Source organism: Labrenzia sp. C1B70 (genome assembly GCF_000475395.1).
GTDB classification, from domain to species: Bacteria; Pseudomonadota; Alphaproteobacteria; order Rhizobiales; family Stappiaceae; genus Roseibium; species Roseibium algicola.
This window is the reverse complement of sequence record NZ_AXCE01000045.1, coordinates 224,223-239,005: the sequence shown is the minus strand read 5'-3', so window position 1 is coordinate 239,005 and position 14,783 is coordinate 224,223. Positions and strand designations below refer to the sequence as shown.

At 60.3% G+C, this 14,783-nt stretch carries 14 protein-coding genes; all 14 read right to left on the bottom strand.

What is annotated here, in order from left to right; translation table 11 throughout:
- Positions 1–1,155, bottom strand: coding sequence for an acyl-CoA dehydrogenase family protein (locus tag Q666_RS59090; RefSeq protein WP_022997657.1), 1,155 nt, complete (start codon positions 1,153–1,155; stop codon positions 1–3).
- Positions 1,155–1,955 carry an enoyl-CoA hydratase family protein gene (locus Q666_RS59085; protein WP_022997658.1) on the bottom strand — a complete coding sequence of 267 codons (801 nt, stop codon included), beginning with the start codon at positions 1,953–1,955 and terminating at the stop codon, positions 1,155–1,157. The genes Q666_RS59090 and Q666_RS59085 overlap by 1 nt, the downstream gene beginning before the upstream one ends.
- Entirely contained in the window at positions 1,945–2,427 is a 483-nt protein-coding gene (locus Q666_RS59080; protein ID WP_022997659.1) for a MarR family transcriptional regulator, read from the bottom strand. Before Q666_RS59080 ends, Q666_RS59085 begins: the two co-directional genes overlap by 11 nt.
- Complete coding sequence (locus Q666_RS59075) at positions 2,427–3,170, bottom strand: SDR family oxidoreductase (protein WP_022997660.1); 744 nt, start codon at positions 3,168–3,170, stop codon at positions 2,427–2,429. Before Q666_RS59075 ends, Q666_RS59080 begins: the two co-directional genes overlap by 1 nt.
- Entirely contained in the window at positions 3,167–5,461 is a 2,295-nt protein-coding gene (locus tag Q666_RS59070) for a bifunctional salicylyl-CoA 5-hydroxylase/oxidoreductase (RefSeq protein ID WP_022997661.1), read from the bottom strand. The genes Q666_RS59075 and Q666_RS59070 overlap by 4 nt, the downstream gene beginning before the upstream one ends.
- 151 nt (positions 5,462–5,612) lie before the next feature.
- The gene (locus tag Q666_RS59065) at positions 5,613–6,602 is read right to left on the bottom strand and encodes a LacI family DNA-binding transcriptional regulator (RefSeq protein WP_022997662.1); all 990 of its coding nucleotides are present in this window, start codon (positions 6,600–6,602) and stop codon (positions 5,613–5,615) included.
- An 80-nt stretch (positions 6,603–6,682) separates the two neighbouring features.
- Entirely contained in the window at positions 6,683–7,609 is a 927-nt protein-coding gene (gene rbsK / locus Q666_RS59060; RefSeq protein ID WP_022997663.1) for a ribokinase, read from the bottom strand.
- Entirely contained in the window at positions 7,606–8,016 is a 411-nt protein-coding gene (gene rbsD, locus Q666_RS59055; RefSeq protein WP_022997664.1) for a D-ribose pyranase, read from the bottom strand. Before rbsD ends, rbsK begins: the two co-directional genes overlap by 4 nt.
- Positions 8,013–9,011 (bottom strand): ABC transporter permease, encoded by a 999-nt coding sequence (locus Q666_RS59050; RefSeq protein ID WP_022997665.1) that lies wholly within the window; start codon positions 9,009–9,011, stop codon positions 8,013–8,015. The genes rbsD and Q666_RS59050 overlap by 4 nt, the downstream gene beginning before the upstream one ends.
- Positions 9,008–10,576: a sugar ABC transporter ATP-binding protein gene (locus Q666_RS59045; RefSeq protein WP_022997666.1), complete on the bottom strand. Its 1,569-nt coding sequence runs from the start codon at positions 10,574–10,576 to the stop codon at positions 9,008–9,010. Before Q666_RS59045 ends, Q666_RS59050 begins: the two co-directional genes overlap by 4 nt.
- 77 nt (positions 10,577–10,653) lie before the next feature.
- Positions 10,654–11,574 (bottom strand): sugar ABC transporter substrate-binding protein, encoded by a 921-nt coding sequence (locus tag Q666_RS59040; protein ID WP_022997667.1) that lies wholly within the window; start codon positions 11,572–11,574, stop codon positions 10,654–10,656.
- 410 nt (positions 11,575–11,984) lie between these two features.
- Positions 11,985–12,374 carry a GFA family protein gene (locus Q666_RS0134090; protein WP_031268047.1) on the bottom strand — a complete coding sequence of 130 codons (390 nt, stop codon included), beginning with the start codon at positions 12,372–12,374 and terminating at the stop codon, positions 11,985–11,987.
- An 85-nt stretch (positions 12,375–12,459) separates the two neighbouring features.
- On the bottom strand, positions 12,460–13,200 hold the full coding sequence (locus tag Q666_RS59035; protein ID WP_022997670.1) for an SDR family oxidoreductase: 741 nt from the start codon (positions 13,198–13,200) through the stop codon (positions 12,460–12,462).
- Between the two features lie 124 nt (positions 13,201–13,324).
- On the bottom strand, positions 13,325–14,779 hold the full coding sequence (locus tag Q666_RS59030; RefSeq protein ID WP_022997671.1) for an aldehyde dehydrogenase family protein: 1,455 nt from the start codon (positions 14,777–14,779) through the stop codon (positions 13,325–13,327).
- Positions 14,780–14,783 lie beyond the last annotated feature (4 nt).

The following is a 14,783-nucleotide window of genomic DNA, read 5'->3' as shown; positions in this document are numbered from 1 at the left end:
TCAGTCTCCCTGAAAGGCGCCAAGGGTCTGGCGCGCGATGATGATCTTCTGAACGTCCGACGCACCCTCGTAGATGCGCAAGGCACGGATTTCGCGATAGAGCCTTTCGACCTGCATGCCCGAGCGAACACCATCGCCACCATGAAGCTGCACAGCCTTGTCGATGACCTTCTGTGCCTGGTCGGTGGCAAAGAGTTTTGCCATGGCGGCTTCTCGCGTCACGCGAGGGGCACCGCTGTCCTTGGTCCAGGCGGCACGGTAAATCAGCAGGGCAGCGGCATCGACATCCAGCGCCATGTCCGCAATATGCCCCTGCACCAGCTGCAGATCGAACAGCGGAGAACCCTGGATTTCGCGTGTCGTCACCCGTGAAAGCGCTTCATCCAGCGCCCGGCGGGCAAAGCCCAGGGCGGCGGCGGCGACGGTCGAGCGGAAAATGTCCAGGACAGACATCGCAATCCTGAACCCTGCACCCGGCGTGCCGATCATGTTCTTTTTCGGAATGCGGCAGCCGGTGAAACGCAGTGTGGCAAGCGGATGGGGCGCAATTGTTTCCAGGCGTTCGACAACCTCGAAACCTTCAAGGTCAGGCGTCACGATGAAGGCCGACAAACCCTTTGCGCCGGGTGCTTCGCCGGTTCTTGCAAAAAGCGTGTAGACGTCGGCGATACCACCATTGGAAATCCAGGTCTTTTCGCCGTCGAGCACATAGGCATCACCATCGTCGGTGGCGGTCATGGTCGAATTGGCAACGTCGGAACCGGACTGAGGTTCGGTCAATGCGAAGGCGGAGATCGCCTTGCCGGTGCGCGTCCGCGGAAGCCACTCGGCTTTCTGCTCGTCCGTTCCGAACAGGGAAATTGCACCGGTTCCGAGGCCTTGCATGGCAAAGGCAAAATCCGCCAGGCCGTCATGGCGGGCCAGCGTTTCGCGAATGAGGCAGAGGCTGCGCACATCCAGCTTGCCGTCCGGGGCACCGCTGTGCTGCAGGAAGCCTGCAGCACCGAGCGCTGTCACCAGATGACGGCAGGCTGCGTCCGTGTCCGAATGGTCAACATGAGCCAGATGCGATCCTGCCCAGATCTCCAGTTCTTCAGCGAGACGCCAGTGCTTTTCTTCGAAAAACGGCCAGTGGAGGAAAGATTTATCCGACATCAGTCGCCCTCGAACACCGGCTTTTCTTTTTTCACGAAGGCTTCGTAAGCCCGGCGGAAGTCGTTGCCCTGCATACAGATTGCCTGAGCCTGGGCTTCCGCCTCGATGGCCTGATCCAGGCCCATGGACCACTCCTGCGCCAGCATGGTCTTGGTCATGGAGTTGGAGAAGGTCGGTCCGGCAACAATACGGCCGGCCATGTCCATGGCCGTCTGGTCCAGCTCACCCGCCGGCACCACCGCGTTGAAGAACCCCCACACATGACCTTCCTCGGCCTTCATCGAGCGGCCGAGATAAAGCAGCTCCGCCGCACGGCCCTGCCCGATGATACGTGGCAGGATCGCGCAAGCACCCATGTCGCAGCCGGCAAGGCCGACCTTGTTGAACAGGAAGGCAACCTTGGCTTCCGGTGTCGCAACGCGCAGATCGGACGCCATGGCCATGATGGCACCAGCACCGGCGCAAATGCCGTCGACCGCGGATATGATCGGCTTGCCGCAGTTGAGCATGGCTTTCACCAGATCACCGGTCATGCGGGTGAAGGCCAGAAGTTCCTTCATGTTCATCTTCGTCAGCGGACCGATGATATCATGCACGTCGCCACCGGAGCTGAAGTTGCCGCCGTTCGGCAGGATCACCACTGCATGGACATCGTCCGAATAAACGAGATCCCTGAACCAGTCGCGCAGCTCGGCGTAGCTTTCGAACGTCAGCGGGTTCTTGCGTTCAGGGCGGTCGAGCGCGATCCGCGCAATGCCGTTCGCGATCTCACACTTGAAATGCGTCACGTCACTTCGCATTGCCGCTCTCCTCTTGGCTTTGACGTTTCAGGACCAGATCGAGGCGGCTCGAAAGCGCCGCGATATCTTCCGCCGACCAGCCGTCCAGCAGCCCGTCGATCCAGGTTTCGTGATGGGTTGCAAGTTCCTCGAAGGCGGCTCTGCCCTTCGGCGTCAGCCGGGCCACCTGGGCTCGCCGGTCACCTGGAACGGCGACACGCAGGGCCAGACCTTCCTCGGTCAGCTTGTCGACAATGCCGGTGACATTGCCGTTCGACACCTTCAGGAACGTAGACAATTCCGACATTTTCAATCCGTCGGGAAAGCGGGCGAGCGCCGACATGACGTCGAACCGCGGCAGCGTCGTGCCATGCTGGTCACGCAGGTTCCGGCGGATTTCGGCTTCAATGCCATTGACGGATTTCAACAGCTTCAGCCACAGGCGCAAACGCGTCTTGGACAGGGCTTCCTGTTTCGCTGCGGTTTCCGCCATCACAGCTCTCCTCCCGAAAGTGTCAGCGCGTGACCGTTGATGGACACCGCGCCATCAGAACACAGATAAAGCGCAGCTTCGGCCACTTCCGACACCTGGATGAAGCGTCCCTGTGGATTGTCCGCTTTCAGGCTGTCAGTCGCGGCTTCCCGGCTCATGCCGGTCTTTTCGACAATCGTGTCGATGGAGCGATGCAGCATCGGCGTCTCGATGAAGCCGGGGCAAATCGCATTGACGGTGATGCCGGTTCTGGCCAGTTCCCGCGCCAGCGAGCGCGTCAGCCCGACGACAGCATGTTTGGCGGCGCTATAAGCGCTTACATAGGGATAACCCCGCAGCCCGGCGGTGGAAGCTATTGCGATCATCCTGCCCCAGCCGCTCGCCTTCATGTCCGGCAAAACGGCCTGCCAGACATTCGACACGCCGAAGAGATTGACCGCCAGCATGGCCTGAAAGTCTTCCGCCGTGGTGCGGGCAAAGGGTTTGCTGCTGGCAGCCCCTGCGTTGGCGACCACGACATCAACCGGACCATTGACCGTCCGGGCGGCAGCAACGGCTGCCTGGACAGCCTGCGCATCGGTTACATCGCATACCTGGTACGGCAGCTTCTGTTCGGCAAGGCTTGCTTCCGTCCTGCCGAGAATAGTGACCTTTGCGCCTTTTTCAGCGAAGAGGTGGGCACAGGCGGCACCGACGCCACTGCCGCCACCGGTAACAAGGATATGGCGGCAAGCGACACTCATACCTTCAACATCTCCGCTTCCCGATCGGCCAGACGCCACATCTGGTCGCGGCCCGCGAGATACGGCAACGGCCAGTCGGTGGCGTTCCGGTCACCGATCTTGGCTGCTTCATGCAGCGTCCAATACGGATCCGCCAGATGCGGACGGCCGACGGCAACAAGATCCGCCCGGCCCGCCATCAGGATCGAGTTGGCGTGGTCTGCCTCGTAGATGTTGCCGACAGCCATGGTCGGCAGCCCGCCCTCGTTGCGGATACGGTCGGAGAACGGCGTTTGGAACATGCGGCCATAGACCGGACGCGCCTTCGGTGTGGTCTGACCCGCGGAGACGTCGACCAGGTCGACGCCGGCATCACGGAACCGGCGAGCTATCTCGACCGCGTCGTCCGGCGTGATGCCTTCCTCGCCCACCCAGTCGCAGGCAGAAATTCGAACAGACATCGGCTTGTGATCAGGCCAGACAGCGCGCATGGCGTTGAAGACCTCCAATGGCCAGCGCATGCGGTTATCCAATGACCCGCCGTATTCGTCCGTCCGTGCGTTGGACACCGGCGAAATGAAAGACGACAGCAGGTAGCCATGAGCCGCATGAAGCTCGATCATGTCGAAGCCGGCGCGCTCAGCCATTTCGGCTGCGGCAACGAACTCCGCCTTGATCGCGTCCATCTCGGCAAGTGTGATCTCGCGCGGCACGGCATTGCCGTCTGACCAGGGGATCGCGGACGCGGAAACAAGTTCCCAGTTGCCGTCGTGAAGCGGCTTGTCCATGCCTTCCCAACCGATCCGCGTGGAGCCCTTGCGGCCGGAATGGCCGATCTGGCAACAGATCTTGGCATCTGTTTCGGCATGCACGAAATCGGTCAACCGTTTCCAGGCCGCCTCGTGTTCAGGCGCATAGAGCCCCGGACAGCCTGGTGTGATCCGCCCCTCGGCACTGACGCAGGTCATTTCGACAAAGACGAGACCTGCCCCGCCCTTGGCACGCTCGGCGTAATGGACCATGTGCCAGTCGGTCGGCGAACCATCAACGGCCTTGTACTGCGCCATCGGCGAGACGACGATGCGGTTCTTCAACTCCATCTCGCGCAGTTTGAACGGCGTGAACATGGGTGCGCGCACAGGAGAATTCGGAGAAACGCCGGCCTGGTTCATGAACCAGCGCTCGGCAGATTCCAACCATTTCGGATCCCGCAGACGCAGGTTCTCGTGGCTGATGCGCTGGGAACGGGTCAGCATGGAATAGTTGAACTGGACCGGATCGAGATGGAGATAACGCTCGACGTGTTCGAACCATTCCAGCGAATTGCGCGCTGCGGACTGCAGACGCAGCACCTCCAGGCGCCGGTCTTCCTCGTAGCGCTTGAAAGCAGCGGCCATATCCGCTTCGGTGTGCAGGTATTCGGCGAGCGCAATTGCCGATTCAAAGGCAAGCTTGGTGCCGGAACCGATGGAAAAATGCGCCGTTGCGGCAGCATCGCCGAGCAGAACCACATTCTCGTGGCTCCACTTCTCGCACAGAACACGCGGGAAGCGGATCCAGGCGGAGCCCCGGATATGCTTGGCGTTGGTCATCAGCGGATGGCCGCCAAGGTGATCCTTGAAGATTTCCTCGCAGGTCCGGATGCTGTCTTCCTGGCTCATTTCGCCAAAGCCGAAAGCGTCAAAGGTTTCCTGCGTGCACTCCACGATGAAGGTCGCCGTTTCATCGTCGAACTGGTAGGCGTGCGCCCAGACCCAGCCGTGTTCGGTTTCCTCGAAGATGAAGGTGAAGGCATCGGCAAATTTCTGATGCGTGCCGAGCCAGACGAACTGGCAAAGGCGCTGATCGATATCAGGTTTGAACGTGTCCTGATAGAGCGTGCGGGTCTTGGAATTCAGACCGTCGCTGGCCACCACGAGATCGTAGTCCTTGCGATAATCCTCGGCGCTGTCGACTTCGGTTTCGAACTTCAGGTTGATGCCGAGCTCGCGGGCGCGCTCCTGAAGGAGCAGCAGCAATTTCATGCGACCGATACCGCAGAAACCATGCCCGGTGGAGACGAGACGTTCTCCACGCATATGAAGGGCGATGTCGTCCCAATAAGCGAAATTCTCGCCGATGGCCTTGGCGCTGACGGCGTCGTTCACCGCAAGGTTCTGAAGGGTCTCATCGGAGAGCACCACGCCCCAACCGAACGTATCGTCGGCGCGGTTGCGCTCGATCACGTCGATCTCGTGGGATGGGTCTCGCAGTTTCATCGAGATGGCGAAATAGAGACCGGCAGGTCCCCCGCCCAGACAAGCAATCCGCATACGAACCTCCCCTGCTGTGGTATGCTCAGCGAACCACAGGGAGATATTTATTTCAAGCCTAAAATTTCAAGCTTGAAATAAATGACGGTATCGATCTGCAAATCGTCTTTTATGTCAGGTTGGATACAGGTCCGGAACCGTTCAATGCGTCTCAGGAATTCGGGATATTGCCAGTCGATTCCCGCACCACGATCTCCCCGGCAATCGCTTCGTCGGCCGCAGCCTCCCCGGCAAAGATCCTTGCAACCGCTGACCCGGCCAGCTGTTCAATGGGCTGACGCAAGGTGGTGAGACGCGGGACCACGAGAGCTGCCAGTGCAATATCATCGAAGCCGGTGACGGAAAGATCCGCCGGAATGGCGATCTTCAGATCGCGGGCGCAGCGCAAGACACCGATGGCCTGCTGGTCACTTGCGGCGGCAATGGCTGTCGGGCGCGTCTCCCGGGAAGCGTCTTTCAGGATTGACCGGCCGATGTCTTCACCGCTGTCGTAATCAAAATGACCTTCGTGGACAGTAAGCGTGATCGGATCTTCCGGCGTTGACAGGGCCTTGATCCGGGCAACAAAGCCCTCCCGCCGCTGGCGGGCCACTTCCATGGATTGCGGGCCGGCGATATAGGCGATGCGGCGATGGCCGAGGCCGACGAGATGATCGGCGATCTTCGCCGAGCCGTCGAAATGGTCAGTGGCGACCAGCGGATAGGGACCGAAACGGCGGTCGAGCGAAACGATCGGCACGTCGGCCTTGTGTGTCTGGCCACCGTCGGAGGTTGCCACCACGATGACCCCGCACACGGCCCTGTCCAGCAATGCCGCGATCTGGGTCTGTTCGGCTTCCGCATCGTCATGGGAATTTGCGAGCATCACGGAGTGGCCCCGCTTGGCGGCTTCCATTTCGATATTCTTGGCGAGCTGGGAAAAGAAAGGGTTGGTGATATCCGGCACCACGAGGCCGATCACGTCGATGCTGTTGGTGCGCAAAGCCCTGGCAGCCAGGTTGGGCTTGTAGTCCAGCTCCTTCATGGCCGCGAGCACACGCTCCTTCAGGGGCTGCTTGACCGACTCGTTTTTGGACAGAACGCGGGAGACAGTACCAACGGACACACCGGCTTTGCGTGCGACGTCTTTGATTGTTGGCATGTTTTACGTTTCTCCCCGCGCCCCAGGCGTTGCCCCCCTTGAACCATTCCTCGGTGATCTGATCAAGCAAATGAATGCATTCAGGCAATGCGTTGGGCGGGGAAAGCCTCCATCTCGTCCAGACGTGGCAACGATGTTGCCGCTCCCTTGCGGGTTGTTGCCAGGGCCGCCGCCTGCATGGCGAACGAAATTGCATCCTCAATCGACTTGCCCGAGGCTATTCTTGCCGCAAAAGCACCGTTGAAACAGTCACCGGCGGCAACCGTATCGATGCTGCGAACCCTGGGCGCAGGCAAGGCGCCGGTACTGCCGTCGATTGACCATGCAACTCCGTCTGCCCCCATGGTGACGACGGCCCCGCGCAAGCCCAAGCTGCGCAACGCACCTGCCGCCTCGCGGGCTTCGGCCAGTGTTTGCGGTTCTGTTCCCAACAGGCCGCCTGCCTCACCCGCATTTGGTGTCAGGATATCGAAGCTGGACAGAACTTCAGCGGGCCAGGCAGGGTTCGGCGCGGGTGCCGGATCCATGATGACCAGCGCACCCGCCTCACGGGCAATCTGCGCGGCGGCCAGCGATGTTTCCAGACCGATCTCGTTCTGCAGAAGCAGGACGCGGCTCTTGCGGAGGATATCTGCATATCTCGAGACATTTTCCGGTGACAGCCTGCCATTTGCACCGGTGGAGAGGCGGATAATGTTCTGCCCGTCAGGGCCGACATCAATGAAGGCAAGACCGGTTGCGGTGTTGGTCATTTCCTCCAGAAGGATCGCAACCCCTTCTGGCCGGAGGGCTGCGGCGGCTTCCGCGCCAAAGCCATCTTTGCCGACGGCACCGATGAAGTTGACACTGGCTCCCAGACGGGCGGCGGCGACAGCTTGGTTGGCCCCCTTCCCGCCCAGCGAGGTGACGGTTTCGCGAACGGAAATCGTCTCGCCAATTTTCGGCCAGCGGTCGAGATAGCTGGTGAGGTCGATATTGATGCTGCCGACAACGGTAACGGACGTCAAAACGCAACTCCGCTGATGAGAATGATGTTGGCGTAGGGGGTCACCTCGCCGGTGCGGATCACGGCCCTGGCCGTTTGCGTCCGGTGCTTGAAAGCCTCGTGCGTAAGCCTTGAAACGGTAATCGCCTTACCCGTCTCCTCCGCCCAGGAAGCCACTTCATGCTGCATCAACGAGGTCAGTTCCACAGATGCCTCCTCTGCCCAGACGGCACCTTCAATGACGAGTTCGGACTTCAGTGCGGTCAGCAGTTCGCGAAAGCTCGGCACCCCTGCAGTGACGGCAAGGTCGATCACCTTCACACCGGCCGGGACAGGCAGACCGGCATCGGCAACAACGATTTCGTCCAGGTGCCCGAGAGAAGCAACAAGCGAACTCAGGTGGCGGTTCAAAAGGGCTGTGCGTTTCATGTGGATGCGTACTTTGCACGGTAGTAGTCGAGGATGACGGCAACGATGATGACGACACCGGTGATCATCTGGCGCATGAAATCGCTGAGGCCGATCAGGATGAGACCGTTGGCGAGGACACCGATGATGAAGGCCCCCAGCAGCGTCCCGATGACCGATCCGCGCCCGCCGCTGAGACTGGTGCCGCCGATGATGACGGCAGCAATGGCATTGAGTTCAAAGCCGATGCCGGCAATCGGGCTGGAGATGTTGAGGCGCGCCATATAGACGACCGCGGCAATCCCGGCGGTCAGACCGCAGATGGTGAAGGCCGCGATCTTGTAGCGAGCCACCGAATGACCGGCCAGCCGGACGGCTTCCTCGTTGTTGCCGATACCGTAGATCAGACGGCCGAAGACCGTGAAGTTCAGCACGAACCAGGCAATGAACACCAGTAGAAGCGCCACCAGGAACACTACCGGCACACCGTAAACCATGGCGGACCCGAATTCCTCGAACGCGAAGGGGAAGGAATAGATTGTCTGTGCCTCGGAAACCTGCAGCGCAGCACCGCGGGCAATGTTCAGCATGCCGAGCGTGATGATGAAAGACGGCAGCGACCAGTAGGCACTGATGGCGCCGTTGAGAAAGCCGCAGAAGACGCCGGTCAGGGTGGCTGCGACCACGGCTAGCGCAATCGCCTCAGCCGGGCCAAAGCCGGGCAAGGTGATCGCCTTGCCGGCAACAACGGCTGCAAAGGCCATCACCGAGCCGACAGACAGATCGATGCCGCCGATCAGGATCACGAAAGTCATGCCGACGGCCAGCACAAGGTTGATGGTGATCTGGGTCAGGATGTTGGTGATGTTGTTGGGCGTCAGAAAGTGCTCGGTGAAGAGCGAGAAAAAGACGATCAGCGCCAGCAGGGCCAGGCCGATGCCTGCGTTGTGCAACACCGTCCGGATGGAGAACTTCGGTGCGGCGGCGGCCGTTTCACTCAAGGTTTCGGTTGTCATTTGTCGTTTTCCCCGGCGCTCGGCGTTTGCCCGTAGGCCAGTTTCAGAATGTTTTCTTCAGAGAAATCCGGGCGTTTCACTTCGCCCTGGATCTCATGTTCGGCAAGCACCAGAATGCGATCGGCCAGTGTCATCAGCTCCGGCATTTCCGAAGAGACGACAAGCAAGGCAACCCCTTCTCGGGCCAGGTCTTTCAGAATGGCGTAGATTTCGGCCTTGGCGCCGACGTCCACACCGCGTGTCGGCTCGTCGAGCAGCAACACCTTCGGATTGCGCGCCAGCCATTTTGCCAGAACAACCTTCTGCTGATTGCCGCCGGAAAGGCTAGAGGCAGGATCCGAGGCCCGTCCGTACTTGAGGGTCAGCCGGGCGGCGCTTGCGACAGCCTGGCGCGTTTCCTCGGCCAGCTTCAAAAGCCCCTTGCGCGAGACCGAGCCCATGTTGGCCAGCGATATGTTGGCAGCAATGGGCATGTCCAGAATGAGGCCTTCGTCCTTGCGATCTTCGGTGACGAAACCGATGCCCGCAGCAATGGCGTCACGCGGCCCCTTGAAGCGCACTTCCACGCCATCACGGTAGATCTTGCCGGACGTGAGCGGATCGATCCCGAAGATGCCGCGCAGGATTTCGGTACGCCCTGCCCCGACAAGTCCGGATATCCCGACAATCTCGCCGTAACGCAAATCAAGCGAAACCCCGTTTGTCCCGGGATTTGCAACGGTCAGAAGGTCTTCCAGCCTCAATGCGCTTGCGCCAAGCGCATGGCCATCGGGCTGTTCGTCCTGTTCGGCGGCAAGCTTGCGCCCCACCATCCGCTGCACAACACCTTCCGGAGTGGTCTCGCTGATCAGATCGGTCGCAATGGTCTTGCCGTTTCGAAACACGGTGACACGGTCACAGATGGCAAACACCTCATCGAGGTGGTGCGAAACGAATACCACGGTGACCCCGTCCGCCTTGATACCGGCAACGATGTCAAACAGGCGTCTGGTCTCGCGTTCCGTCAGGGTTGCGGTCGGCTCGTCCAGGATCAGGATCCGGCTTTTCGACTGCAACGCCCGGGCAATTTCGACCAGCTGGCGATGGGCAATCCCGAGAGAGCGGACTGGAGCGGTGACGTCCACATCCGTCAGTCCGATAGCATCCAGTGCGTTGCGCGCGCGCCGGTTCATTTCCTTGCGGTCCAACAGACCGAGGCTGTTCTTCGGCAGATGTTCTATGGAGATATTTTCGGCGATGGTGAGATGTTCAAGCAGGTTGAATTCCTGATGAACCACCTGAACGCCATGATCCTTGGCGTCATGCGGGCTCATTGGGCGGTAAGGTTCGCCTGCCAGGGCGATCTGACCCGCGTCGTAGGGAAACACGCCTGAAAGGATCTTGATAAGGGTGGATTTGCCGGCGCCGTTTTCTCCGACGAGCGCATGAACCTCGCCTTCATCCAGGGAGAAACTGACCCCGTCCAGTGCCTTGACGCCACCGAAATGCTTTTTCAGACCCTCGACCGTCAGGAAAGCACGGTCCGGTGCAGCGGCGGGCGCTGCGGCAAGCGATGCTGCTGCCATGGTGCGTCCAGTCGTTTTTTGATGGATAAACAGCTCCCGCCCTGAAGCTGACCGGGCGGGAGCGTTCTTGAGACTGCTTACTTCGCAGTCACCAATTCGATCGGCGTCTTGACCCAGCCCTGAAGCTGCTCACCGGTCGAAACGACGTCGAGCGCCATGTCGATGGCATTGGCCGCCATGTCGGTGCCGAACTGGTCGACGGTAGCCAGCATCCGGCCGTCTTCGATCATCGGGCCGACTGCAGGAATGTTGTCAAAACCGATGACTTCAATGTCGGTGCGGCCGGCGCTTTCCAGTGCCTTTACAACGCCAATCGCCATGGAGTCGTTGGCCGCCATCACGCCCTGAACGTCGGGATGCGCTGTCAGCATTGTGGCGAAGACCTGGTTGGCTTCTTCGGTTTCCCAATGCGCTGTCCGGCTGTCGAGCAGGTCCAGCTTGTACTCGGCAACAGAGTCTTCAAAGCCCAGGCGGCGCTGCGTGGCATTGTCCGCACCCGGGTTGCCCTCGATGATGACAACCTTTGCGCCCTCACCCAGCTTCTTGCCCAGTGCATCACCGGCAAGCTTGGCACCGCCCCGGTTGTCCGGGCCGACGAACGCGAGTTCTACGCCCTGTTGCTTCTTGGCTTCCTCGTCAAGCGCCACATCGAAGTTGACCACGACGATACCGGCTTCCATCGCCTTTTTCAGCGGACGGACCATGGCGCGGCTGTCAGCCGGAGCGACAACGATGGCGTCAACACCCTGCGTGATGAAGTTTTCGACCGCATTGATCTGGGATTCAAAGTCGGTCTCGTTCTGCATGCCGACGGCCTTGAGCTCATAGTCGCCACGGCGCTTCTGGTGCTCCTCGGCACCAACCATCATGTTCTGAAAGAACTCGTTGGCCAGTGATTTCATGATCAGGCCCACCACCGGCTTGTCGTCGGCAAGAGCGGTTCCACCAAGCAAAGCGAGGCCGGTCGCTGCCGCGGCAGCGATTTTCAATAACTTCATGATTTTCCTCCCAAAAAGGCTGCACCTCTCACGCCATTCCAAGGGCGCTATCAGGCTGCACAATTGAAAGCACGGCCGAATTACAACGTCAATATGAAACGTTTCATTTTTTTGAATGCATTCATTTCATGCGTAGAAATAGCGAGTGATTTCAGGATCTTTCACCTGAATTTAAACGTGAAAAAATTTACTCGGGAACGTTATGGCGCAGCAAAAAGGGGGCCGAATCCAGCCCCCTGACTTCCTGCCTGACTGCAATGGCACAACCTGTTGCAGATGCACAAACCGGATAACAGAGCGCGCAGTCTTACAGGTTTCGAGGCGTCAGCGACCGGAACGCGAAGGCGTGATGCGCAATGCAGGGCCTACTCGCCATCCACTTGGCACCCGCGGCCCTGGTTTGACAGCCTCTACTCCTCGCGGCCCTCGTTTTCCCGATCGCGCTCGTAGTGTCTGGAAATCGGAAATTCCGGCAGCCAGGCTTCGCGGCGAATGGTCCAGAGTTCGTAGGTCGGGGTCATTTGGTCGGGTGCGTCCAGTGCTCCCAGATGCACCTCGGTTTCATCACCCGTTTGCGAAAAAACGGACGACCCACACCGAGGACAGAAAGACCGCCCCCGATACGCGCCCGTTTCTCCTTCGTGGCTTACGGCATCCTGCGGAAAGACAGCAGAGGCGTGGAACAGCGCCCCGTGGTGCTTGCGGCAGTCAAGACAATGGCAAAGGCCGACCCGATACGGTTCGCCTTCTGCCACGAACCGGACATTCCCGCACAGGCAGCCACCGGTGTATCGCTTCATGATCTCGTCTTCCTTCGGCCGTCTGGATGTCGCACAAATCTGTTCGGACCTGTCGATACATGATCCGGCCGAGGCTGATCAATCCTCAGATGCAGCGTCCGCCGTCAACTTCCATCGCAACTCCGGTAATCATGCCCGCCTCATCCGAGCACAGGAAACAGGCTGCGTTGCCCATGTCTTCCGGTGTCGAAAAACGGCCGATGGGAATGGTGGAGAGGAACTTGGCACGCATTTCCGGCGTGTCTTCACCCATGAAGCTTTTCAGAAGCGGCGTTTCGCCGGCCACCGGGCAAATTGCGTTGACACGCACGCCCGAGGGGGCAAGTTCGACCGCCATCGTCTTTGTCGCGGTGATCATCCACCCTTTTGAGGCGTTATACCAGTTGAGCCTGGGACGCGGGCTGAGGCCTGCGGTGGACGCCACATTCAGGATCGCCCCCTTGCCGGCTTCCGTCATGGCCGGGACGAAGTGCTTCGCGGTCAGATAGACCGACTTGCAATTGACCGCGAGGACCCGGTCGAACTCTTCTTCCGTGACGTCCTGCATCAGTTTGGGCAGATGCGTGATACCGGCATTGTTGACCAGGATATCGACTCCGCCGAGCAGCGAGGAGGCAACATCGGCCAAGTGGCTGACGCTGTCATTGCTGGAGACATCCGTCTTGATGGCCAGTCCGCCAACTTCCGCGGCAATTTCCTCTGCAAGGTCCAGGTTCAGGTCGGCGACCATGACCTTTGCGCCTTCTGCTGCGAACTTGCGCACGATGCCGGCACCAAAGCCCGAGGCCCCACCCGTGACAATCGCCTTCTTTCCTTCAAGTCTCATGCAAACCTCCCGATCTTGGTTCCTTGCTCTCCAGCGTCATCCCGGCCGAGCGAAGCGCGAGCCGGGATCGGGGAGCTACATTCAATTGTTCTTGGTACGCGCATCGAATTGAGCGTCCGGGCGTTCACCCGTGAAACGCCGCAACGGTCTTCAGCGTGGTGAAACCGTAAAGCGCCTCGAACCCCTTTTCCCGGCCGTGACCGGACTTGCCCATACCGCCGAACGGCAACTCGACACCGCCACCGGCACCGTAGTTGTTGATGAAAACCTGACCGGTCCGGATCTTTTTGGCGAGCCGCATCTGGCGGGCACCGTCGCGGGTCCACAGGCTCGCGACAAGGCCGTAGTCCGTGCCATTGGCAATCGAGATTGCTTCTTCCTCGTCGTCAAAGGGAATGATCACCTGCACCGGGCCGAAAATCTCGTCCCGTGCCAGCACGTGGCCGGGCGAAACGCCGGCAAAAAGGGTCGGGCAGACGTAGTTCCCGCCTTCCGGTGCGTCCTGCAACACACCTTCCGCCACCTTTTGCAGGTCCGCTCCCCGATCCAGAAAACCGGAGACGATGTCTTTCTGCTTGGCCGAGATCAGCGGTCCGACGTCGAGATCGTTCAGTGCAGGCCCGACCGTCAGCGACCCATAGCGAGCCGCCATGCGCTCGGTCACCTGATCGAGAACGGACCTGTGCACCAGAATGCGTGAGGAAGCGGAGCAGGTCTGCCCGGCGTTCTGGATGCCTGCGTTCACCAGGAATGGCAGGGCAGCATCCAGATCGGCATCCTCGAACACAAGCTGAGGCGACTTGCCGCCGAGCTCCAGCGTTACCGGCACGACATTCCGGGCTGCCGCCGTCTGCACCTGAACACCGGTTGCAACCGAACCGGTGAAAGAGATGTGGTGGACACGCGGATGTGCGGTCAAGGCCGCACCGGCTTCCGACCCGAGACCCGGAACCACGTTCAGCGCACCGTCAGGCAAACCGGCCTGGCGGGCGAGATCGGCAAAGGCGAGCGCCGTCAGGCAGGCGTCTTCCGCCGGTTTCAGCACACAGGCATTGCCTGTTGCCAACGCCGCGCCAACTGACCGGCCGATGATCTGCATCGGGTAGTTCCAAGGCACGATATGCCCGGTAACGCCGTGCGGTTCGCGCAATGTGTAGACCGTGTACCCATCGAGATAGGGAATTGTCTCGCCATGGAGCTTGTCTGCAGCCCCACCATAAAACTCCAGATAGCGGGCAAGAGCGACAGCGTCTGCGCGTGCCTGTTTCAACGGCTTGCCGACGTCGATGGATTCGATCCGCGCCAGATGGTCGACCTTTTCCAGCACCAGCTCGCGCAGGCGAAACAGGAACCGGCCGCGCTCGGCGGCGTTGGTCCGCCCCCATTCGCCTGCCATGGCGGCTTCGGCCGCATCGACCGCTGCATCGATATCAGTCGCTCCACCGCGGGCAATCGCACCTATGCGTGCCCCGGTCGAAGGATCGTTGAGCGGCAGTTCTCCGCCTCCTGCCGGATCCACCCATTTTCCGCCGATCAGGCATTTGGCCGGATCGAACCAAAGGTCCAGTTCCAGGGTCATGGGT